This is a genomic window from Candidatus Thioglobus sp., assembly GCF_029243085.1.
Classification (GTDB): domain Bacteria; phylum Pseudomonadota; class Gammaproteobacteria; order PS1; family Pseudothioglobaceae; genus Thioglobus_A.
In genome coordinates this window covers 1-23,024 of sequence record NZ_JAQWSS010000115.1, presented here as the reverse complement: position 1 = coordinate 23,024, position 23,024 = coordinate 1, and the positions used below count along the sequence as shown (strand labels likewise).

The window sequence follows — 23,024 nt, the reverse complement described above, 5'->3', positions numbered from 1 at the left end:
TGTGAAGGCATTAATTCAACGTGTATTAAATAGTAAAGTTGAAATAGACAATAGAATTGTTGGTGAAATTAATCAAGGATTATTGGTTTTTATCGGCATTGAAAAAAATGATGAAAAGCCACAGATAGATAAAATGATTAAACGCTTATTGTCTTACCGAGTATTTTACGATGATGAGGAGAAGATGAATTTATCGGTAGCAGATATCAATGGTGGTATTTTAATAGTTTCACAGTTTACTCTAGCAGCGGATACTAGCTCTGGCACCAGACCAGGATTTTCAACTGCCAAAATACCAACAGAAGCAAAGATATTGTATGATTATTTTATGACGCAAATAACTCAACAGTATCCAATTGTGCAAAGTGGTGAATTTGGTGCTGACATGCAAGTAACGCTCACCAATGATGGGCCAGTAACTTTTTTATTATCATGTTAGATCAAATTCTAGCGATTATTAATCAGTATGAAGAAATACTGATTATGCTGAGCATTATCTCAGGTGTCATATTTGTATTGACATTACTGATAACACCATTTTTATTAGGACTCATACCAGAAAATTATTTTTCAGCCAGTTATGTAAAGCCAACTCAGTCAAATACTTTACTGGGTTTTATTAAAACTATAGTGACTACTATACTAGGTACGGTTTTACTATTGGCTGGTATTATTATGTTAGTTACACCAGGGCAGGGAGTAATTTCAATTTTAATAGGCTTGTTTTTGATGCAGTTTCCGGGAAAACGAAAATTAGAATTAAAATTGATCAAGCATAATTCAACTTTTAAAGCACTCAATTGGCTGCGAAATAAAGCGGCAAAACCTCCTTTTATACGATGAAAGAAAGACACATAATTGGTTATACAGTATTGGGTGCCATATTGGTATTTTTAGCAATTTTCTTATTCACACGTGATATGGAAATGCCAAAGAATCAGGCCATGCCTTGGCAAAGTTATATCAATGATAAGCAACAAACAGTAGTGTTTAATTTAACCATGGGAGAAAGTCATTTAATTGATGCTGCTCGCCAATTTGGTACAGAAATTGAAGCTTCGCTATTTGAAAATGATTCAGTAGAGCCAGAATTGGAAGTTTATTTTTCCAGTACTAAAGTGGGTGGTATTAGTGCTCGGATTGTGCTAAATTTATTAGTCAATGATCAAACAATTGAAAAATTGCTAAAAAATATAGATGAATCGATGTTAATGCCATCAGGAGTGAGGAAAACAACTTTTACACCAACTGGTGAGAGGCTGATGTCAAATCTTACAATCAAGTCTTTAAGTTTTGTTCCAAGAACGAATTTGGAAGAACAGGTAATTGAAGATTTATTTGGCAAACCAGATAGAATTGAACCGGCTACAAAAGAGGTAACTTATTGGCATTACCAGCAGAAAGGTTTGCGTATTATTGTTGATAATGAGCAAAAAGAAATCCTTGAGTTTTATAATCAGTAGGAGTGTTTAATGAAACTGTATGGCATTAAAAATTGTGACACCGTTAAAAAAGCAAGAAAGTTTTTAGAGTTGCACAAGATTAAATTTGAATTTATAGATTTTCGCGAACAGCCAATTGACAAGGCAACGCTTCAAGGATTTCTAGATGAGCTTGGATGGGATAAAGTTATTAATAAACGATCAGCCACTTATAGAAACCTAACCGATAGTCAAAAGTCTAATATTACGTTTGAATTGACGTTAAAAAACCCAACGCTTATTAAGCGACCTGTTTTAGTAACAGATAGCGATATAAGGGTTGGGTTTAGTGAAAAAAGTTATTTAGACTTGATTTAACTTTTAGCTTGTTGCTCTTCTATTTCTTTACGAACTACTGACATATCAAGCTCTTTAGCTTTGTTGAGCACTGTTTCTAAGTCTGCCTCAGCCATGGCGCCAGGTTGTTGAAAAATAGCAATTTGCTCTCTAAAAATCATCAAAGTTGGAATTGAGCGGATTTGAAAGTGACCAGCTAAGTCTTGCTCATCTTCTGTATTGATTTTTGCAAAAGTTACACCTTCAATTTTCTCACTCATTGCTTCATATGTTGGTGCAAAAGATTTACAAGGGCCACACCATGGTGCCCAAAAATCTAGAATAACAATATCGTTATCCTTGATTGTCGCATCAAAATTGTCTTTGTTTAATTCTAAAACTGCCATGGTTAGTCCTTATTAATTATTAAAAAACTTAAGTATATCATACAACCCTTATATATATAAGAAAAAGCTAGCAAGTGCTAAAATATTTCAATGAAGATTTTAGGGGTAGATCCAGGCTCAAGAGTGACTGGGTTCGGCTTAATCGAAGCAGATAAGCTTAAATTTAATTATATTGCAAGTGGCTGTATTCGTACTAAGGGCGAGTTAACTGACCGTATAACGACTATTTTTTTAGAGGTTGATCAAATCATTAAGAAACATCAGCCAAATATTGTGGTGATAGAGCGTGCATTTATGCGTCCTGATCGGCCTAATCCAGATGCTGCAATTAAACTTGGTCATGCTCGTGGCGCCATTATTTCTGCAGCAGGGATGAACGGTATTACTATGGTGGAATATAGTCCAAACCAAATTAAAAAAGCTGTAGTTGGCAAGGGACATGCAGCTAAAGATCAGGTGTCTTATATGGTGTGTGAGTCATTAAAACTTAATAAAGCACCACAAGAGGATGCGGCAGATGCGTTAGCAGGTGCTATTTGTCACGCGTATCACTGCCTTTAGTCTTTGCCAAAGTAGACCCTAATTTTTCCAAAACTTTTAAGATCTTTAACGGTGTTATGAAGTTTTTTCAAGATTTCATCACTACTCTTTTTTGTTGTTAGACAGGATAACGGCAAAAAGAAATCGACATGAATCTTACCGTCTAAATAATGAAGTTGGATTCTATCAATTTCTCCATCACATTGATTGCTGTATAAGGCCTTTGTTAAAATTCCCAGCGCTTGTGCACGCTCTGGTAGATGTTCACATGGTGCTGCGGTTTCGTCATCTTCAGGGTCAATATGTACGGTTACATCATGTAAATTTTCTAAACACTCTTTAGCAACTCGCTCAACACTAACGCTAATAATATGTCCTTCACTAACACTTAAGAAGGGGTCAACTTGTACATGCACATCTGCGGCAATCAAGTGTCCAATTTTTCTAGTACGTAATGAATGTACATTATTTACCCCACTAATTCGACCAATCGAATCTCTTAGTTGTTGCACCTGGTGAGCATCAATTGAAGTGTCTACCAATTCTTTAGTGGCACCTGTTCCAAGTTCCCAAGCAATATAAATAACCATGAGACCTACAATCATGGCTGCTATGCTATCTAGGTATAAATAACCACTTAAACTACCTAAGATTCCAACAAGCACAACTATTGAGGACAGTGCGTCGCTACGATGATGCCACGCATTAGCTTTTAACATATCTGATTTGTAAGTTTTAGCAACCTTGAGTGTGTACCAATACAGTGCCTCTTTTGAAAGAATAGATAGTGCGGCTACACTTAATAAAAGCGTGCTATGTGTTAAAGAACTTGGGTTAGATAGTCGGTTAAAGCCGTCAAATACAATTCCTGTACCAACAATAGCTAAAATAATCGCTAATCCTAGGGTTGCAACAGTCTCAAATCGTTCATGTCCATAAGGGTGCTCTTCATCTGCTTCCTCTGAAGAGTGAACAGCTGCATACCAAACTACGCCATCTGATAAAAGATCTGAAAAAGAATGAATTCCATCAGCAATTAAGGCACCAGAGTTACCAATAACACCAATAATAACCTTTAATATGGCTAGAGTAAAGTCAACAATAGCACCAATAATAGTCACTCGTTGACTGGCTTGAGTCCGATCTTCTGTATTCATAACACCCTGTGCTTATAAGTTTTTTCTATATTTTAAGTTATCTGCTAGTAACTGTGTATTTACCTTATTTTATATTTATTAATTCTAATTATGATTTTCTTATATAATATTGAGAATCATTCTTATTAGTATTTTCATTATTAAATGTTAACTGTTGAAGATTTAACAATCACCTATAACAATAAAAAGGTTTTAAGTAATTTTAATATAAGTCTTAATCAGGGCGATATTTTTGCCTTATTGGGCGATAGTGGTAGTGGAAAAAGTTCAGCATTAAAATTTATAGCTGGACTTAATACGACTAGTAAGGGTAATGTTAAGTTAGATGGAAAACGCTTATCACATAATGGTGAACATCTAATTTCCCCTGAATCAAGAGAAGTGGGCATGGTGTTTCAAGATTATGCGCTTTTTCCGCATATGTCTGTTGAAAAAAACATATGTTTTGGTATCAGCCATCAATCTAAAAAGATTAGGCAATCACGAGTAAAAGAATTGCTTTTATTGATTGATTTGCCCGGCATTGAAAAAAAATACCCTCATCAACTTTCTGGTGGTGAGCAACAGCGTGTTGCCTTAGCTAGAGCTTTAGCGCCTTCTCCTAAGTTATTGTTACTTGACGAACCTTTTTCGAGTTTAGATAAATCTCATCGAGAGCAGTTGGTTGCCCAAGTTCGTGATATTCTTAAGAAAGCGCGAGTTACCTCTATTTTGGTGACACACGATGATCAGGAAGCGACCAAATTTGCTGATATTATTGGCCATATTAATAATAAATCATTGACAATTGAATGATAATAGGTATTATTAGTTATTGATAATCATTATCATTTAAACTTTAATAAGGAATATAAAAACAATGAATATAAAAGTATTAATATCATCAGCAGTCATGGTTGCAATAATTATGATGTCTAGCATTACAGCTGTACAAGCTGCAGCAAATGACACGGTCACTGTATATAGCGCAAGAAAAGAGCATCTTATTAAGCCATTATTTAAGTCGTTCACTGAAGAGACGGGTATACAAGTTGAGTATCTAACTGGTAAAGGTGCGGCGCTGATTGAGCGATTGAAGCTAGAGGGTGAGCATACACCTGCTGATATGTTTATGACAGTAGATGCGGGAAATCTTTGGTATGCAGGATCAGAAGATTTGTTTCAGCCTATTAAGACAGAAAAAATACAAAATAATATTCCAAAACATTTGAGAGACCCTAAGGGTTTATGGACTGGATTATCAATTCGTGCACGTACTATTGTTTATTCTACTGATCGTGTTAACGCTTCTAAACTGTCAACTTATGCTAATTTAGCATCACCAGAATGGAAGGATCGTTTATGCCTTAGGACTAGTAAAAAGATCTATACAAAATCATTGGTAGCATCCATGATTTATAACCATGGTGAAAAAGAGGCTGGTAATATTATTTCCGGCTGGGTAGGGAATTTAGCAGCAACGCCAAATGCTAAAGATTCTCATGTGATGAACGCCATACTTGCAGGTCAGTGCGATGTTGGTTTGGTTAATACCTATTATTATGGTCGTTTAATTGAAAAAGATCCTGCAGCACCCCTTAAGTTATTCTGGGCAAATCAAGATACTACTGGTGTTCATGTTAATGTATCAGGCGCTGGTGTAACTAAGTATGCATCTAATGTAGCAGGAGCGACTAAGTTGCTAGAGTGGTTGTCATCATCTAAGGCTCAATCAATTTATGGCTCTCTTAACAAAGAGTATCCGGCGAATTCGAATGTAGCATCAGATGATATCGTGTCTGCATGGGGTGAGTTTAAACAAGATGATATGAATTTATCTCAAGCAGGAATTTTGCAAGCAAAAGCAGTTAGAATGATGCAAATCAAAGGTTACAAATAAGCTTGAGCATATCAATATAAACAACCCAAGGTCAAAACCTTGGGTTTTTTATAAACAATATTAAAAAGGTATACGATTAATAATTTGGAAAAAAACTGCATAAAATCAAAAACTTTGACCACTGTTGTCGCTTTACTAGTGGCAATGCCAATCTTTGTAGTAGCTTTTTCATGGTTGTTGCCCGAACATGAATTATGGGTACATTTTTCTGAGAATCTTTTATCGGAATTGGTCCAATCCACCCTGATATTGTTATTAGGCGTGGGTATTGGTGTCACTTTATTGGGCACTGTCTTAGCATATTTGGTAGTCATGGTTGAATTTCCAGGTAGAAAGTGGCTTGAATGGGCGTTGTTTTTGCCGTTTGCTATTCCTGCTTATGTGCTGGCCTTTGTGTATTTAGGTGTGTTTGATTATGCAGGTTATGCACAAGTATGGATGCGTGAGGTGTTAGGTCTGCCTGGATTTGATGTTCGCTCTGGATCATGGGCTATTATTTTGACTTTTGTCTTGGTTTTTTATCCTTATGTTTATATGATGGCAAGGGCTTCGTTTAAGCGTCAAAAGCTTAATATGATAGAAGTGAGTAGACTATTAGGAGCAGGTCCATTACGCACTTTTTTTCAAGTGTCATTGCCATTAGCCCGTCCGGCGGTGGCAGCTGGACTACTGGTAACATTAATGGAAACATTGGCCGATTTTGGTGTGGTAAGTTTATTTAACTATGACACTTTTACAACTGCTATTTATTCAGCTTGGGGAGATTTTAGGTCTATTGAAGTAGCTTCTCAATTGGCTTCACTTTTGGTTTTGGTAGCATTTTTCTTAATTTATTTTGAAAAAAAGGCACGTGGACAAGCTAAATATTATTCAGCTGATGTTACTAATAAGAAGCCATACCATGCAAAAGGTGTAACAGCATGGTTCATCAGCTTATTTGTATTTTCTGTGTTTATGCTTTCTTTTGCGATGCCAATGTTGCAGTTGATATTGTGGGGCTGGGAGTCTATAGCTGAAGAATGGAGTGTTAAATATATTGATTTAATAAACTCAACTGTAACCTTGACTATTTTAGCAGCGCTTATTACCGTTATTTTGGCAACCATATTGGCGCTGCCTAGTAGATGTAAAAAGGATAGTATCTGGCTAAAAAGTGTCACTCGTTTAGCAACCTTAGGTTATGCTTTGCCCGGTTCAGTGATGGCTGTTGGGCTGCTTTATGGTATTAATCAAATTTCAATCATTAATATTTATTTTGGCGGTGAGAGTGTTAATCATATTATCTATGGTTCGATTACCCTTCTATTGTTTGCTTACGTATCACGCTTTATGGCGATTGCGTACAGTTCCATCGAAGCTAGCGCTCAACAGATCAAACCGGTATTTACTCAAACTGCACGCTTATTGGGCGCTTCAAGAATACGCCTAATTTCTAAGGTTTATTTACCCATGATGGCACCAGGTATTTTAGCGGGTGGGCTTTTAGTGGCAGTAGATGTTATGAAGGAGTTACCAGCAACATATCTATTAAGACCTTTTGGCTGGGATACATTAGCCATTCAAACTTACGAATTAAGTGCCGAAGGTTTGTTTGAGCGTGCTGCTGTTCCAGCATTAATCATGGTGTTGTTTGGGTCACTGCTAATGGTTGTTTTTCAGTACTTGGATAAAAAATCAACCAGATAGTCTTAAGTCAGTAAAATATCTTTAATAATTAAGAAACCACTAAAATTATGGATGATACTTTACTAGATATTAAAGGGGTTAAATCTGCAGCAATTAATGCCGATATTAAAAGTAATAACGCATTAGACCTATCTGTTGTTTTATTAACACCCGGAACTACTACAGCAGGTGTTTTTACACAGAATGTTTTTTGTGCCGCACCAGTTCTAGTTGCAAAGAATCATTTACAAAAATCACCACTAGCATTGTTGATTAATAGTGGAAATGCAAATGCCGGAACTGGCTCACAAGGCATGGAAAATACCGTTAAAACATGCGAGTTATTAGCCAGTGAACTCGGTATTAACTTTGAACAGGTATTGCCGTTTTCAACAGGTGTGATTGGGCAACAGTTGGATTTGTCAAAATTTAAAGCAGGCATTCCTCAGGTAACGGCTCAATTATCAAGTGCTAATCTAGCACAAGTATCTAAAGGTATTCTGACCACAGATTTAGTGGAAAAGATCTGCTCTAAGAGTTTTGAAGTTAACGGAAAAACTATTAATATTAGCGGAATTGCTAAAGGTTCAGGCATGATTCGCCCAGATATGGCAACCATGCTTAGCTTTGTTTTTACCGATGTTAAATCCACACAAGCTAAATTACAACAATGCTTAACAACTTCGGTTAATCAATCGTTTAATCGTATTACAGTTGATGGTGACACTTCAACCAATGATGCTTGCACACTCAGTGCAACAGGCGCAAGTGGTGTTGATATACACGATTGTGTTGATGAGTTTCAGCAAGCACTTGACGAGGTAACTCAATCATTGGCACACCAGATTATTAAAGACGGTGAGGGTGCCACTAAGTTTGTTGAAGTTTGCGTGAAGGGTGGTGTTATTAATCAAGATTGTTTAGAGGTTGCTTATACGGTGGCACACTCACCATTGGTGAAGACTGCGCTATTTGCTTCGGACGCTAATTGGGGGCGTATTTTGGCAGCGGTTGGTCGTGCGAATATTGACAATCTAAATATTGAAGACATTAATATTTATCTGAACGAAGTGAGTGTTGTTCAATCAGGTGAGCCAGATCAAAGCTATACGGAAGCTGCAGGCAGCGTCGAGATGGCAAAAGATACAATTGTGATTACTATTGGGATTGGTACAGGTGATACGCAAGAAAGCGTGTGGACCACAGACTTCTCTTATGATTATGTTAAGATTAATGCGGAGTATCGCACGTGAGTGTTTACCGATTGTTAATTTCTTGTCCTGATGCACATGGCTTGGTTGCTCAAGTAAGCCACTTTATTTTTGAACACGATGGTAATATTAAAGAAGCGCACCATCATCTTGATGATTTGAATAAACGTTTCTTTATGCGCATTGAAATTGAGTCAAGCTCTTTGTCATGTTCGATTGAGGATTTTCAAGCTGATTTTGAAACCATTGCCAATACTTATAATATGGCTTGGCGTTTGAGTGACGCCTCTAAATTAAAACGAGTTCTGATTATGGGCTCTAAAAGCTCGCACTGTGTCGCTGACTTATTACATCGCGGACATGAAAACGAACTCGAAGGTGAAATCGTTGGCGTGTTGTCTAACCATCAACGATTGTCAAAGATCGCTAGTTGGTATGATGTGCCTTTTAAGCAAGTGAGTATTGAGGCAGATACTAAAGTAGAAGATATTGCGACTATGACACAAGCGGTGGTTGAATTTAATCCAGATGTGGTGGTATTGGCGCGCTACATGCAAATTATTCCACAAGACTTGTGCAAAAAATTTGAAGGAAAAATCATTAATATTCATCATTCATTCTTACCTTCATTTGTGGGCGCTAATCCTTACAAGCGTGCAGCTGAACGCGGCGTTAAACTCATTGGTGCAACCTGTCATTATGTGACAGCTGATCTTGATGAAGGTCCGATTATTGAGCAGGATGTTGTACGTGTTGATCATGCTGATAGTGCTGATGATATGAAAAAAATGGGTCAGGATGTAGAAAAAATTACTTTGTCTAAAGGATTGCAATATCATTTAGAGGATCGAGTTTTGGTGTGTAACAATAAAACAATTGTCTTTTCTTGAGCCATTTTAAGCATAAAGAATTAGTGTAATTTAAGATGGATCTCACTCCTTATATTGATACTATATTGCCACTATTGTTCTTTATAGTAGCATTTGTTTACTCTTCTGTTGGCTTGGGTGGTGGCTCATCTTATACTGCAATCATGGTTGTTGTGGGAATGTCTACCATGGTCATTCCTATGGTTTCATTATCGCTTAATTTATTTGTAACAACTTTGGGTAGTTATAATTATTTGCGCAATAAGCATGGCAGAATTGATATTATTTTGCCTTTTTTGATTACCGCCATACCTTTTGCTTATTTAGGTGGTTCATTCTATATTCCCAAAGAGATTTTTCTATGGATCTTGTTAGCTTCATTGGTATTAGTTGCGTTAAGAATTTATTTTTGGGAGGATACTGGATTTAGATTAAATTTAAACCAGCAGCAAAAAGTTGTTATTTCTCTTGTAGCAGGGTCAATTTTAGGTTTGGTCGCAGGTATTGTTGGCATTGGTGGCGGTGTTTATTTAGTACCATTGATTATTTTGCTTAATCTTGGCACCCAAAAAGAAGCAGCAGCAGCCGGTGTTATTTTTGTATGGATGGTGTCTTTTTCTGGCCTAATCTCTCGTTTGCAATATAATTCAATAGATTTATTCGAATATGTTCCATTAATCTTATCAGTTATTGTTGGTGGTTTTTTAGGCTCTTATATGGGATCTTTTAAATTTAGTCATAAAACCATGGAAAAGACACTTGGTGTTGTTATTATTGTGGCAATTGTTTTCCTAATAAAAAAAATTTTTATCTAACAATGTTCAATGATGAACTTCTTGAAACGTTGCGCAATAGGAGAAAGTTTACTCTTTTTGTTATGAACTACATGCCAATGTCTAGTTATCGGAAATTTCTCCATCTTTAATTGTTTAATAATTCCATAATTAAGTTCAAGCTCTACCGTATGTTTTGATACAAAACCAATCCCAAGGCCAGCCTGCACTGCCTCAATAATTGCTTCGTTGGAATTAATCTGAATTTCTGAATCAAAGACCATGCCTGTTACTCTTTCAATAGTGTGTCGAGTTCCAGACCCTTGTTCACGAGTAATTAGTGTTTCATTTTCTAAGTCTTCAATCGTGTTGTTTTGATGAAGTAGCGGGTTTTCAGGATGTGCAATAACAATAAGAGGATTTTCCATAAAAGGCTGTATGTCTAGATTCATATCATTCGGTGGCTCCCCCATGATTACTAAATCAGTATCATTATTGCTTAATTTTTCCAGTAACAATTCTCGGTTGGTTACCTCTAGATGAAATGTCATTTTTGGATATTTTGATTTGAATTGCGCTAATGCTCTTGAGACAAAAGAGTTAGTAGTGGTTGCTACCGCAATTTGAAGATGTCCAGCATCGGGATCAAGGGTTTGATTAATATCGACCCTTGATTGCTCAAGTAATGAGATTACCTCTAAACAGGTTTTGTACAACAATTTTCCTATATATGTCGGTGTTACTGTTTTTCCATGGGTTTTAAGAAGATCAGATCCTATGTTTTCAGTTAATTGCTGAATTTGCATATACACAGCAGGCTGGGTTATAAACAGCTCCTTGCTTGCTTTTGTAAAGCTCTTCAGACGCACCACAGCTTCGAAACTGTAAAGTTGTTTCAAGGTGTAATTAATCATAAAGTTTTTTTATTATTTAGTAAATAAATATTATTGCACATTATTTAATGAGTATTGTATGATTTCAATATATTACTATTAAACTATTAAAAGGAAGATGTTTTGAGCACAAAAGATAAGCCGTTAATTTTTGAGGTCAGTCAAAATAATTTTGAAGATTTGATTATTCACAATTCAACACATTTGCCTGTTGTAGTAGAGTTTATGGGTGTATGGTCTGAGCCTTGTATCAAGACAGAATACGCATTATCCGATTTAGCTAAAGAATTTCCAGGCGATTTTATTTTTGCAAAAATTGACATTGAAGAGCAGCCAGAGTTAAAGGAGAAGTTTTCAATTGTTAACATCCCAACAGTACTCGTATTTAAAGATGGTATTGAAGTTCAACGAGAAGAGGGCGAGTTAAGATCTGAAGAGTTACGCGTATTGCTTAAGCATTATGGTGTTTATAGAAAATCAGATGAATTAAGGGAGCAAGCTCGGGAAATGCACATGTCTGGTGACACCCAATCAGCTATTATGCTCTTAACTAAAGCAATTTCATCAGATCCTAGCAATGCTCGTGTTGTATTGGATATGATTCAAATCTTTATAGATATGAAAGAAATTGATCAAGCTCAAAGTTTGTTTGATAAGTTACCTGAATCTGCTCAAAAGCTGGATATGGGTTTGTCAATATTTGCGCAGTTAAATTTTTTACGGTTGGCAAAAAAAACTACTGGAAGAGAATCGCTCCAAGCTCAAATCAAGCAGGCACCCGATGATTATCAAGCTCGTTTTGATTTGGCAGTTTGTTTGTTTTCTGAATATGATATTGAACAAGGTATGGAAATGTTGTTTTTCATTCAAGAAAAAGATGCAAGCTTCAAAGATGGCGCGGCACGGGAAATGATTGGCATGATTTGTAATATGCTGGCCAACAGTAATCCAGAGGAAAGCAATACCTACCGTCGTCGTTTGGCTAATTTAGTTAGTGGCTAGAGTCAGAATTCTTGCTCAACAAAATCTAAATCAATTTGAATATTGGAGTTATCTAGCAGTTCTAAACATTTTGGAACTGCTAAAAATACAGCACTTAAGCATACATCAATGGCGTCAGGCTTTCCAGGTAAATTGATAATTAGACTGTGACCTCTTGTACCTGCTGTTTGCCGAGACAAAATCGCTGTCGGGACAGTGCGCAATGAGACGCTACGCATTTGTTCTGCAAATCCATCAAATATACGTTCACATACTGCATGTGTTGCTTCTGGCGTGACATCACGAGTTGTTGGCCCTGTGCCACCAGTGGTTAGAATTAAATTACAATTTTTATTATCAGCAAAATCTTTCATGGTTTGTTCAATCAGACTTTGTTCATCTTCAATGATAATACTATCGATTTCGTAAGGTGAAAGTAGGGCGTTGTTAATCCATTTTTGCATGGCAGGTCCACCAATATCTTCATACTCTCCACGAGCTGCACGATCAGAGATAGTGATAAAGCCAACCTTAATTTTTGTATTGTTCATAAATTTTTCTAGCCTCCAGTAACAGGTGGATAGAACGCCACCTCGTCATTATCATTTAGTTGTGTAGCGTCATTGGCAATTTCATGATTCACTGCACAAAGAATATTGTTAGGAAATTGATTGTCTCCATATTTATTGATTAATAATTTTCTAAGGGAGTTTACCGTCATTTTCTCAGACACTATGATTTCCTCGCTATTAATGCCAAGCACTTCTCTAAGTGAAGCAAAATACAATATTTTCATCCGCCGATCTCCACCATTTGCGCGCCATCAATATTATCAATATCAGTATCGAATTCATGTTTTTCAGGTTTTCTGTTAATAGCATCAACAATCATATTTTTTATTTCTTTATCACTCTTACCTAATCTTAATAAATCGCGTAATGAGATGGAATTTTTTTGACCTAAGCAAAGTATTAATCGTCCTTTTGCGGTTAGTCTGACTCGGTTGCAACTACTGCAAAAATTATTTGAAACGGCAGATATTGTGCCAACTGAGGTGTTCGTATCGCTAATTAAGTAAGATTTTGCAGGTCCCGAAGTTTGTTTAGATTTAGTGGTAACCAAGCGATTTGGCAAGTGCGTATGTATTCTTTTTAAAATATCAGCCTCACTATAGTGATGATCGACTGCGTCAATACCTGCCGTGCCAATTGGCATAGTTTCAATGAAGCGAATATCTATCTTACGCTCAATGGCAAAGTTGATCATAGCTTCAATCTCATCATCATTCACACCACGCATCACCACCATATTTAGTTTAATAGGGTGCATGCCTGATTCAATAGCTGCATCAATACCTTGAATCACTTTATCTAAATCGCCACCACGAGTAATTTGCTTAAATCGATCTTGGCTTAGTGAGTCAATAGAAATGTTAACTCGATTAATACCAGCTTTTTGTAATTGTTCGGCCATTGGAGATAATAAATGGGCATTAGTTGAAAGCGGGATATCGTCAATACCAGGAATTTCACCAAGCATGATTGCAAGTTTGAGAATATCTTTGCGTAAAAGTGGCTCGCCACCTGTTAATCTAACTTTGGTAATACCCAGTTCAGAAAATAGCCGCACAATTCTAGCAAGTTCTTCATAGGATAACAAATCATCTCTTGCAGTGTTTGTTAGATGATCTTCGCCTCGACAGTAGTGACAGCGATAGTTGCAATGATCCGTAACCGACACCCTAAGATAGGTAATTTTTCGATTAAAAGGATCGATTAATTGATCCATGTTTAGACGCTCCAATCACCCGATTTGCCGCCAGATTTTTCGAGCAATTGAGTTTGATTAATTATCATGCCGCGATCTACCGCTTTGCACATATCATAAACTGTAAGGGCGGCCACACTTGCAGCAGTAAGTGCCTCCATTTCTACACCAGTTTTTCCATCTAGTTTCGTAGTGGCAATAATTTCAATGCTTGAATCTTGAGTGTTAGCGGTCAACTCCACACTGACCTTGGTTAACATCAAGGGGTGGCATAGTGGGATAAGATCAGCGCATTTTTTGGCTGCTTGAATGCCTGCAATACGGGCCACAGCTAACACATCCCCTTTTTTATGCTGACCAGAAGTAATCAGTTCCAAGGTTGATGGTTGCATGAGTACGACTGACTTAGCTACAGCAATTCGAGTAGTGACAGCCTTGTCAGATACATCAACCATTTGTGCATCACCTTTATCGTTAATATGGGTTAGTTTGCTCATTGAGTCAGCTCAGTTAATGAATAATAATTTAGCACCTCTCCCTGAGAGAAGGTGCTGTTTTCTGGTATTTCTATTAAGCCATCAGCCCAAACTATAGAACTTAAAACATCTGAACCTTGTTTTGGATAAAGGTTGGCTGAAGCAGGAATTGTTGAATGGTCTAATTTTACTCTGACGAACTCCCGGCGTGGTCTTGGTCTACGCCAATCAAAATTACATTGCACCTGAACGGGTTGATTTTTATAATTGCTAATGCCTTGCATTTTTTTGATATAAGGTCGTGCAAATAGACAGAATGTCACTATGGCTGATACCGGATTTCCAGGTAATCCAATAAAAGCTGCCTTACCAATATGGCCAAAAGCTAGAGGCTTTCCCGGCTTCATTTTAATACGCCATAGAGAGAGTTTACCCAACTTTTCTAGTGCAGATTTAACATGATCTTCTTCGCCAACTGATACACCGCCAGTAGTCATAATTAAGTTGCAATCAATTGCTAGAGTTTCCAAGGCTTTGCAAGTTGAGTTTAAATCATCTTGAATATTTCCAAGATTTATCACTTCACAATTTAGTTGTTTAAGTAGAGGGACAAGTGCGTATCTATTAGAATTAAAAATTTGTCCATTCTTTAATATATTGCCAGGCTCAACCAATTCGTTTCCAGTAAAAAAAACACCAACCCTTAACTTTTTAATAACTTTTAGTTTGGCCACACCAACTGAAGCTGCCAGACCAATGTCTTGTGGCTTGAGTTGTAACCCAGCAGGTAAAATTACATCGCCTATTTGAATATCATTGCCCAATGGTCGAATATTTTCATTTAGTGATAATGGACGCCAGGTTTCGATACTATTGCCCTCTTTAGAGGGTTCGCATTCTTCTTGCATGACAACAGTGTTAGCGCCCTTAGGTACAGGAGCGCCTGTAAAAATTCTAGCTGCATGACCTGGCTTTAATTCATTGCCGATATTGCCTGCAGGAATTCGGTCAGTAACTTGAAACTCTAATATGCCTGGTGTATTGATTTGATCTTTTTTAAGATTAATGGCATAACCATCCATGGCAGAGTTGTCAAAATCGGGAACATTGATCGTTGAACAAATATCCTCTGCTAGTACCTGATATAGAGAATCGTCAAGTGAAGTACAATGCGTGTTAGTATTGATTGTTGCAGCATCTAGTAAAATATTTAATGCTTTATCCATTGCTAATAAAGGCTGTTGTACTTGATCGCAACCGCAATCAATTTTCTGTTTGTTCATGATAATTGTAATTTACACTAACTGATTTAATTGTATCATAGAACACTAATATAAACATATATGACTGTCAACAATAAATGATAAGCATTCAAGACTTATGATTGTTAAAAACAACATTACTACCGTTATTCTTTCAGGAGGTCGATCGAGCCGAATGCAAGGTAACGACAAGGGCTTGATCTTGTTAAACGATAAACCATTAATTGAGTATGCGGTCAATATTGTTAATGTCAAGGCAGGTCGATTATTGATTAGCGCCAACCGTAATATTGAAAAATACAAACAATATGGCGAGGTTATTAAAGATGATTTGATTGATTTTCAAGGGCCATTAGCAGGTATTTCTAAAGCAATATCAGTGGCAAGTACACCGTACTTGCTAGTACTGCCGTGTGATAGTCCATTAATTAATGAAGTAGTTATCGATAGATTAATTCAGTGTATGTCAGATAAGGATGCAGACATCTGCGTGGCTGATGATGGCACACGCATACACCCAACTTTCATGCTAATAAAAACCAATCTAAAGTACGATTTATTGGAATTTTTGGATTCTGGTGAGCGAAAATTGGGACTATGGATTGAACAGAATAACTTTCAAAGAGTGGACTGCTCGGATCAACCACAGGCATTTGTTAATTTAAATAGTCCTCAAGATTTCAAGAGAGTTTAATCCCAACTGCTACTTTGATCTTTGTCTATTGTTTTAGACTGAACCCATTGACTAGAATTTTGAGTATGTTCTTTTTTCCAAAAAGGCGCTTGAGTTTTAAGATAATCCATGATAAATTCACAGGATTCGAAGGCTGATTTTCTATGCTTACTAGTGGTAATCACTAATACAATTTGATCATTAACTTTAAGTTCACCAACACGATGAATGATGGTTATATTTCCTAACTTCCAACGATCGTGAGCTTGATTAGCAATTGAGATCAGGGTTTTTTCAGTCATTTCTGGATAGTACTCAAGTGTCATTTTAGTGATAGACTCTTCGTCTAAGTCACGAACCGTCCCTACAAAACTGACCACGGCACCAATATTGTTAATATTGTTACGAGCTAAACCAACCTCAGTGGTTAAGTCAAAATCCTGTTCTTGAATGACAATTTTATCCATATTTAAATTTTACCAAAATATTAGGATAAATTGATATTGCATACTTTATCTAGTATATAATAAATTTATAGTTATCCAACGATGGTTAACAACAGACACAGATGTTTACTTGTTCTTTCTTAAATAGAAAAAATAAGTAAACATTTTTTTTTGGCCAATTCAAAGATGGATAGGCCATACAAGGTATTGAAGCCAGACATTGGGCATGCATTGAATTGCTTGCCTAATGTCTGGCTTTTTTTTGGCTAAGAATAACTCTAGTCTCGAATAACAAAGGTAGAAAAAATGAAAAATTTGGTAATAGTTGGATCTGGAATGAGTGCAATGAAGGTGGTGGACGAGGTTTTAAAGATTGATCCATTAAAGTATCACATTACAGTTGTAGGAGAGGAGGCTGTACTTCCTTACAATAGAATTATGCTATCGCCAGTTTTAGCAGGTGAGAAAACTTTTGAAGAAATACAAACTCATGATCACAAATATTTTGCACAGAATAATATTGTATTCAAGCCTGGTCATATTGTAAATACGGTTGATCGTAAAGGTAAAAATGTGACTTTAACGGATGACAAGGGTAATGTCGGATCATTGAATTATGATCGACTTGTATTGTGCACAGGCTCAACTCCGTTTATTTTGCCACTGCCGGGTAACGAATTGGAGGGTGTGGTTTCGTTCAGAGATATTTATGATGTTGAATATATGAAATCAGAAGCTGGCAAAGGTAAGAAGGTTGCCGTGATTGGCACTGGATTATTAGGCCTTGAAGCAGCAAACGGCTTAAATGAACTTGGGTTTGATGTTACTGTTATTGGCAATATGAGTTCAATTATGAATATGCAGCTAGATTCATCATCTGGCGGATTACTGCAAAAAGTGCTAGAGCAAAAGGATATTAAATTCAAACTGGATGCAATTACTACCAAAATTGTTGGTAGTAATAAAGTTGAGTCGCTTGAATTTGAGGATGGAAGTACTATGGCAGCCGACATGGTGGTTATGTCTGTTGGCATTATTCCAAATGATGCCTTAGCTCATGAAATTGGCTTGCATGCTGATCGAGGAATTGTGGTGACTGACACGATGATGACTTCTGATCCTACTATTTATTCAGTGGGTGAATGCATTAGGCATCGTGGCACAACTTATGGTTTGGTTGCGCCATTATTTGAGCAGGCGCGTGTTTGCGCAGAGCAAGTGTGCGAGGTAAATCATCATATGTACACTGGATCAGATTTATCTACTAAGTTAAAAATATCAGGCGTTGATGTTTTTTCAGCGGGAGAATTTGACAATCCAGATGATGAGGTCATGTGTTCTAAGGATCATGCTCTTAACACTAGGAAACGTCTATCAATTAGAGATAATAAATTAGTGGGCGCTGTTTTATTCGGTGATTCGACTGATGGGTTGTTTTATTTTGATTTAATTAAAAATGAAACAGATATCACCGATATGCGAAAAACTTTACTGTTTGGTGATATTGGTATTGATGAGGCAAGTGCAGGAGCTTCAGGCGTCGAAAAAATGGCAGACGATGAACAGGTTTGTGGCTGCATGGGCGTTACCAAGGGTGACATTGTTAGTGCAGTTTCAGGCGGCTGTGATACTTTCGAAGCAATGCAAGAAGAGACAGGTTGTGCAACAGGTTGTGGCGGGTGTGGATCAGTGGCAAAGCAAATATTTAGCTTTGTTTCAGGTGCAGAATTAGTTGCTAAAGAGACACTATGCGATTGTAGCAAGTATTCAACAGAGGAGGTACGTGAATATATCAGGGCGTTAGACTGTGTAAAAACCATCGATGAAGTTCGTTCTGAAATGGGTTTTAATGGCTCTTGTGAAGCTTGTGGTGCGGCAATTAACTACTATTTATCTTCACAATTTAATGATGAGTATGAGCATAATGATGTAGAGCGACCGCATAACGAAATGATGCATGCAAACAAGCAACGTGATGGTACTTATTCAATTGTGCCGCAAATGCAGGGTGGTTTAACAACCCCTGCAGAGCTTAAGTCATTAGCTGAAATTGCAGTTAAGTATGAAGTGCCGACGGTAAAAGTGACGGGTGGACAACGTATTGATTTATTAGGCATTCCAAAAGAGAATTTGAACGATATGTGGGAAGAGATTGCTGATGCAGGAATGGAATCTGGTTACGCATACGGAAAGGCGACGAGAACTTGTAAATCTTGTGTGGGTACCGAGCATTGTATGATGGGTACACAGGATTCTATGGGTTTATCGGTGAAGATGGAAGATGCGGTTTGGTCGCACTTTATGCCACATAAATTTAAGATGGGTGTGAGTGGCTGTCCTCGTAATTGTGCCGAAGCAACCATTAAAGATTTTGGCGTTATTTGTACAGAAAAAGGCTATGAAATTCATGTGGCAGGTGCTTGTGGTATTCGTACAAAGGCGTGTTTGAAGGACCGATTCTTCGAGTCAGAAACCGATGTAGTTGAGTATTTAAAGGCTTTTGTGCAGTTGTATCGTGTTGAAGCAAATTACCTTGAGCGCGTAATGCATTTTGAAGAGCGTGTTGGCTTGGAATACATCCAATCAAAATTAGACACACCGGATAAAATCAAAAAATGGGCAGATCAATTACCTAAGACGATTAAAAATCCGTGGGTGACAGTAGATCACAGAAGTGATAAGTCGGCTTAGTCTAGGCAGTAACAATGAAAGATAAATTAAACATACTATCATTTAGAGGTAAATATAAAATTCTTCATCTGACATGGTTTGCATTTTTTATGACTTTTGTGGTTTGGTTGGGCATAGGACCAATGATGCCATTTATCCAAGAAGCTTTAGAGTTAAGCGATCAACAGGCAAAAGTTCTTTTAATATTAAATGTTGCATTAACAATTCCTGCAAGAGTTGTAGTAGGAATGCTTGTTGATAAATTAGGGCCTAAAATCATGTTTTCATCGATTTTGATATTAGGTGGCCTTATCTCTATATCTTTTAGCTGGATGCAGGATTATGATAAGCTAGCGTTAATGAGATTCTTTTCAGGATTTATTGGCGCTGGTTTTGTTGTCGGTATTCGTATGATTTCCGAATGGTTTCCGGCAAAGCAAACTGGTACGGCGCAAGGTATATATGGCGGATGGGGTAATTTTGGTTCAGCGGGTGCAATGTTCACTTTGCCATTTGTTGCCGCAAGCTTTGGAGATATAGATGGATGGAGATTTGCCATCACAATCGCAAGTGTTGCTGCAATAATCTATGGCGTATTCTATTATTTTAATGTGACTAATACGCCAAAAGGGTCAACTTACTTTAAACCGAAAAAGTCGGGCGCTATGGAAGTTTCTAGTTTAAGAGACTTGGTTATGTACATTCTGATGAATATACCTCTTTATTTAGCCTTGGCATTGTTAACATGGAAATTATCCCCTGCTATGGCCAACATGATTTCACTAGAAACAGCCTGGATAGTTTATACAATCTTAATGTTAGTATTCATGGCTCAACTAGTTAAAATCTGGCAAGTAAATTCAGAGATAGTTAAAAATACAATACCAAAGCAAAGTCGGTACAATTTCAAACAAGTTGTCATTCTAGATTGGGCTTATTTTGTTACTTTTGGCACTGAGTTAGCCGTGGTCTCTATTCTGGCGATGTTTTATGTTGACTGGTTTGACCTGCCAAAAGTTACTGCTGCATTACTAGCAGGCGCATATCCATTTATTAATTTAGTAGCACGACCAGGCGGCGGTTGGATTAGTGACAGAATTGGCAGAAAACTTTCTTTAGTGATTGCTTTTTTTGGACTTTCGATTAGTTTTATAGCGCTGGGAAATATTGATAAAGATACCTGGCATATTGGGTGGGTTGTTGGTCTAACAATTTTAGGTGGAATCTTTTCACAAGCAGGATCAGGTGCAATTTTTGCCATGGTTCCATTAATACAACGACGTTTGACAGGACAAATTGCTGGTATGGTTGGAGCGTTTGGCGCCGCTGGTTCAGTAATGTTTCTAACGGTAAATTCTTTGGTAGAATATGATGATTTCTTTATGTTAATTGGGATTATGGCTTTAATTGTCTTATCGCTAATCGTATTGTTTTTGGATGAGCCTAAGGGTCAAATGACTGAAATATTGGATGACGGTACAGTTGAGATTATTAAAGTAAATTAATTAGAGATGAAGAAGCTTAAAATCAATGTTGATTTGCATTCAATTCCTGGTGTAAAGTCTGAAAATCAAGATGCTTGCGCATATCATATTCCTGATCAGCAAGCGATTGAATATAAAGGAGTCTCTGCTGTAATTTCTGATGGTGTTAGTGCTTGTGAAAGAGCCTCAGAGGCGAGTAGCTGTTGTGTGAATAGTTTCTTAAGCGATTATTATTCAACTCCTGACTCTTGGAGTGTAGAGCATTCAGCGACCAAAGTTATCTCAGCATTAAACAATTGGTTGTTTTCCCAATCAATGCGTGACAACGAAGTTTCTTCAATGTTATCGACTTTGAGTACAGTAATTGTTAAATCTAATACTGCTCATATTTTTCATGTAGGAGACTCACGAGTATATCGTTATCGTACGGGTGTGCTAACCCAATTAACAAAAGATCACGTTATCAACATCAATAAAGAAAAAGCTTATTTGTCACGTGCGATGGGGTTTGACTTAAAGGTAAATGTTGATTATCAAACCCTAGATGTTAAAGTGGGTGATAAGCTACTAATGACAACTGATGGTGTGCATGATTATTTAGATAATGCACTGTTGGAAATCCTTATGAATCACGATTCAAATTCGAAAGACCTGGTGAATCGGGCATTGAATTCAGGCAGTTTAGATAATATTACAGCTGCAATTGTAAACATTAAAGAATTACCCGAAAAAAAAATGGACGAGGAGTTTGATGAGCTAACACAACGACCTGTGCCACCAGATTTAACTAAAGGAATGAAGCTTAACGGTTTTGAAATTAGCTCTTTACATTCTTCAAGCTCCAAGATGCAATTGTATCTAGCAAAGGATATAGAATCAGGTCTAAAAGTTGCATTAAAGACGCCATCAGTTAATTTCGAAGATGATCCGCAATATCTTAAGCATTTTATGTATGAACAATGGGCTGGACAAAGAGTGCAAAGTCCTCATGTGGTTAAAATTTATACTAATAATGAAAAACCAGTATTTTTAGCATATGCGATGGAATATATTGAAGGTCAGACATTACGACAATGGATGGATGAAAACAAGCAGCCCGATCCTAAAACCGTTGTTAGTTTTGTTAAGCAGATCATTAAGGGTTTAAGAGCGTTTCATCGACAAGAAATGCTACATTGTGATCTAAAACCAGAAAACATTATGATTGATAAAATGGGGCAAATCAAATTAATTGATTTTGGTTCGACACGTATAGCTGGCGTTGCAGAATTAAACAACCCGATAGTATTACTTGGAAATCAAGGTACACAGGGCTATACTGCACCAGAAGTTATTTTAGAAGAGCGAGTTTCTCAAGCTTCAGATCAATTTAGTTTAGGTGCAATTGTTTATGAAATGTTTACTTCGGTTCTGCCATATCAAGATAAATTAGATAAGAATATAAACACCAAGAAATTATCTAAATTAACTTATGATTCGGCAATTGGGTATAATCCAAATTTACCACTTTGGATTGATGGCGCTATTCGAAAAGCTTGCCATTTAGATAAAAATTTACGTTATGAGGTTTTAAGTGAATTTTTGTATGATTTGGAACATCCGAATTCAAATTTTTTAAAGATTGCAAAGAGTATAGAGCCATCGTCACACTTAAATAGGTATCGATTGTATATCGCCTTATTGTTTATCATTAATTTTATTTTACTACTACTACTAATTGTTTAAATGAGCTTTAAAACGACTTGTCCATATTGCGGTGTTGGGTGCGGGATTGAAATTAGCCGCAGCGGCTCTTTATTGAAATTAATTGGCGATAAAGATTCTCCAGTTAACCAGGGCATGCTGTGTATCAAAGGTCAAACTTTGCTAGAAACCGTTGGTACAGACAATGATAGATTGTTGGAGCCTTCAATTGGCTCTTGGAATAAAACTATTGATAAAATTGTAAAAAATTTTCAATTAGTTGAAAAAACTCAGATTGCTTTATATTTATCTGGACAAATGCTTATGGAAGATTTGTATGTTGCGAAAAAATTTTCTCAAGCTTATGGTATTGACAATATAGAAAGCAATTCTAGACTATGCATGTATTCAACTGTTGAGGCCAATAAGCG

Annotated in this window: 25 protein-coding genes and 1 pseudogene; 17 read left to right on the top strand and 9 right to left on the bottom strand. The window is 36.9% G+C overall.

The features are described 5' to 3' along the window. Position 1: 1 nt before the first annotated feature. Genes dtd through P8M52_RS06485 form a run of 4 tightly spaced genes read left to right on the top strand, consistent with a single transcriptional unit; the run spans position 2 to position 1,799 of the window. Positions 2–439, top strand: a complete 438-nt coding sequence (gene dtd, locus P8M52_RS06500; protein ID WP_300309030.1) for a D-aminoacyl-tRNA deacylase — start codon at positions 2–4, stop codon at positions 437–439. After that, complete coding sequence (locus tag P8M52_RS06495; RefSeq protein ID WP_300309028.1) at positions 433–843, top strand: PGPGW domain-containing protein; 411 nt, start codon at positions 433–435, stop codon at positions 841–843. The genes dtd and P8M52_RS06495 overlap by 7 nt, the downstream gene beginning before the upstream one ends. Further along, positions 840–1,463, top strand: coding sequence for a hypothetical protein (locus P8M52_RS06490; RefSeq protein ID WP_300309026.1), 624 nt, complete (start codon positions 840–842; stop codon positions 1,461–1,463). Before P8M52_RS06495 ends, P8M52_RS06490 begins: the two co-directional genes overlap by 4 nt. Positions 1,464–1,472: 9 nt before the next feature. Continuing rightward, a complete protein-coding gene (locus P8M52_RS06485) occupies positions 1,473–1,799 on the top strand; it encodes a Spx/MgsR family RNA polymerase-binding regulatory protein (RefSeq protein WP_300309024.1) in 327 nt (108 codons plus the stop codon). Here the strand turns inward: P8M52_RS06485 and trxA are convergent. Next, on the bottom strand, positions 1,796–2,164 hold the full coding sequence (gene trxA, locus P8M52_RS06480) for a thioredoxin (RefSeq protein ID WP_300309022.1): 369 nt from the start codon (positions 2,162–2,164) through the stop codon (positions 1,796–1,798). The two genes, P8M52_RS06485 and trxA, sit on opposite strands and share 4 nt — an antisense overlap. A 90-nt stretch (positions 2,165–2,254) precedes the next feature. On the opposite strand from trxA, the gene ruvC reads away from it, so the two are divergent. Next, complete coding sequence (ruvC, locus tag P8M52_RS06475; protein WP_300309020.1) at positions 2,255–2,725, top strand: crossover junction endodeoxyribonuclease RuvC; 471 nt, start codon at positions 2,255–2,257, stop codon at positions 2,723–2,725. Here the strand turns inward: ruvC and P8M52_RS06470 are convergent. Next, positions 2,722–3,861, bottom strand: coding sequence for a cation diffusion facilitator family transporter (locus P8M52_RS06470; RefSeq protein WP_300309018.1), 1,140 nt, complete (start codon positions 3,859–3,861; stop codon positions 2,722–2,724). The genes ruvC and P8M52_RS06470 overlap by 4 nt on opposite strands. Positions 3,862–4,005: 144 nt before the next feature. Here P8M52_RS06470 and P8M52_RS06465 point away from each other — a divergent pair, with 144 nt between their 5' ends. The 6 genes from P8M52_RS06465 (at position 4,006) to P8M52_RS06440 (ending at position 10,300) form a co-directional block, all read left to right on the top strand. Beyond that, positions 4,006–4,656 (top strand): ABC transporter ATP-binding protein, encoded by a 651-nt coding sequence (locus P8M52_RS06465; RefSeq protein ID WP_300309016.1) that lies wholly within the window; start codon positions 4,006–4,008, stop codon positions 4,654–4,656. Between the two features lie 64 nt (positions 4,657–4,720). Then, positions 4,721–5,740, top strand: a complete 1,020-nt coding sequence (locus tag P8M52_RS06460) for an extracellular solute-binding protein (protein WP_300309014.1) — start codon at positions 4,721–4,723, stop codon at positions 5,738–5,740. A gap of 114 nt (positions 5,741–5,854) precedes the next feature. Then, the gene (locus tag P8M52_RS06455; RefSeq protein ID WP_300309012.1) at positions 5,855–7,426 is read left to right on the top strand and encodes an iron ABC transporter permease; all 1,572 of its coding nucleotides are present in this window, start codon (positions 5,855–5,857) and stop codon (positions 7,424–7,426) included. Positions 7,427–7,473: 47 nt separating this feature from the next. Further along, a complete protein-coding gene (argJ, locus tag P8M52_RS06450) occupies positions 7,474–8,658 on the top strand; it encodes a bifunctional glutamate N-acetyltransferase/amino-acid acetyltransferase ArgJ (RefSeq protein WP_300309010.1) in 1,185 nt (394 codons plus the stop codon). Continuing rightward, positions 8,655–9,506: a formyltetrahydrofolate deformylase gene (purU, locus tag P8M52_RS06445; RefSeq protein ID WP_300309009.1), complete on the top strand. Its 852-nt coding sequence runs from the start codon at positions 8,655–8,657 to the stop codon at positions 9,504–9,506. The genes argJ and purU overlap by 4 nt, the downstream gene beginning before the upstream one ends. 35 nt (positions 9,507–9,541) lie before the next feature. Then, a complete protein-coding gene (locus P8M52_RS06440) occupies positions 9,542–10,300 on the top strand; it encodes a sulfite exporter TauE/SafE family protein (RefSeq protein WP_300309008.1) in 759 nt (252 codons plus the stop codon). On the opposite strand, the gene P8M52_RS06435 is transcribed toward P8M52_RS06440, so the two are convergent. Further along, the gene (locus P8M52_RS06435) at positions 10,297–11,172 is read right to left on the bottom strand and encodes a LysR family transcriptional regulator (RefSeq protein WP_300309007.1); all 876 of its coding nucleotides are present in this window, start codon (positions 11,170–11,172) and stop codon (positions 10,297–10,299) included. The genes P8M52_RS06440 and P8M52_RS06435 overlap by 4 nt on opposite strands. Before the next feature lie 102 nt (positions 11,173–11,274). Between P8M52_RS06435 and P8M52_RS06430 the strand changes: the two genes are divergently transcribed. Next, the gene (locus P8M52_RS06430; protein ID WP_300309005.1) at positions 11,275–12,153 is read left to right on the top strand and encodes a tetratricopeptide repeat protein; all 879 of its coding nucleotides are present in this window, start codon (positions 11,275–11,277) and stop codon (positions 12,151–12,153) included. Between the two features lie 2 nt (positions 12,154–12,155). Here the strand turns inward: P8M52_RS06430 and mog are convergent, their stop codons facing one another. The 5 genes from mog to glp are packed head-to-tail and all read right to left on the bottom strand — an operon-like array spanning position 12,156 to position 15,658. Beyond that, positions 12,156–12,683, bottom strand: coding sequence for a molybdopterin adenylyltransferase (gene mog / locus P8M52_RS06425; RefSeq protein WP_300309003.1), 528 nt, complete (start codon positions 12,681–12,683; stop codon positions 12,156–12,158). A gap of 8 nt (positions 12,684–12,691) precedes the next feature. Then, positions 12,692–12,928, bottom strand: coding sequence for a molybdopterin converting factor subunit 1 (gene moaD / locus P8M52_RS06420; protein WP_300309001.1), 237 nt, complete (start codon positions 12,926–12,928; stop codon positions 12,692–12,694). After that, entirely contained in the window at positions 12,925–13,920 is a 996-nt protein-coding gene (gene moaA / locus P8M52_RS06415) for a GTP 3',8-cyclase MoaA (RefSeq protein WP_300308999.1), read from the bottom strand. Before moaA ends, moaD begins: the two co-directional genes overlap by 4 nt. Before the next feature lie 2 nt (positions 13,921–13,922). After that, a complete protein-coding gene (moaC, locus tag P8M52_RS06410) occupies positions 13,923–14,396 on the bottom strand; it encodes a cyclic pyranopterin monophosphate synthase MoaC (RefSeq protein ID WP_300308997.1) in 474 nt (157 codons plus the stop codon). Further along, positions 14,393–15,658: a gephyrin-like molybdotransferase Glp gene (glp, locus tag P8M52_RS06405; protein WP_300308995.1), complete on the bottom strand. Its 1,266-nt coding sequence runs from the start codon at positions 15,656–15,658 to the stop codon at positions 14,393–14,395. The genes moaC and glp overlap by 4 nt, the downstream gene beginning before the upstream one ends. A 97-nt stretch (positions 15,659–15,755) precedes the next feature. Between glp and mobA the strand changes: the two genes are divergently transcribed. Continuing rightward, positions 15,756–16,331, top strand: a complete 576-nt coding sequence (gene mobA, locus P8M52_RS06400; RefSeq protein WP_300308993.1) for a molybdenum cofactor guanylyltransferase MobA — start codon at positions 15,756–15,758, stop codon at positions 16,329–16,331. Here mobA and P8M52_RS06395 read toward each other — a convergent pair. Continuing rightward, complete coding sequence (locus tag P8M52_RS06395) at positions 16,328–16,777, bottom strand: molybdenum cofactor biosynthesis protein MoaE (RefSeq protein WP_300308991.1); 450 nt, start codon at positions 16,775–16,777, stop codon at positions 16,328–16,330. The genes mobA and P8M52_RS06395 overlap by 4 nt on opposite strands. 285 nt (positions 16,778–17,062) lie before the next feature. Between P8M52_RS06395 and nirB the strand changes: the two genes are divergently transcribed. The 4 genes and pseudogenes from nirB to P8M52_RS06375 form a co-directional block, all read left to right on the top strand. After that, a complete protein-coding gene (gene nirB / locus P8M52_RS06390; protein WP_300308989.1) occupies positions 17,063–19,447 on the top strand; it encodes a nitrite reductase large subunit NirB in 2,385 nt (794 codons plus the stop codon). Positions 19,448–19,461: 14 nt separating this feature from the next. After that, positions 19,462–20,931, top strand: coding sequence for an MFS transporter (locus P8M52_RS06385; protein ID WP_300308987.1), 1,470 nt, complete (start codon positions 19,462–19,464; stop codon positions 20,929–20,931). Between the two features lie 6 nt (positions 20,932–20,937). Further along, the gene (locus P8M52_RS06380; protein ID WP_300308985.1) at positions 20,938–22,635 is read left to right on the top strand and encodes a bifunctional protein-serine/threonine kinase/phosphatase; all 1,698 of its coding nucleotides are present in this window, start codon (positions 20,938–20,940) and stop codon (positions 22,633–22,635) included. Beyond that, a pseudogene (locus P8M52_RS06375) lies at positions 22,636–23,024 on the top strand (molybdopterin oxidoreductase); the annotation flags it as partial. It lies immediately after the preceding gene.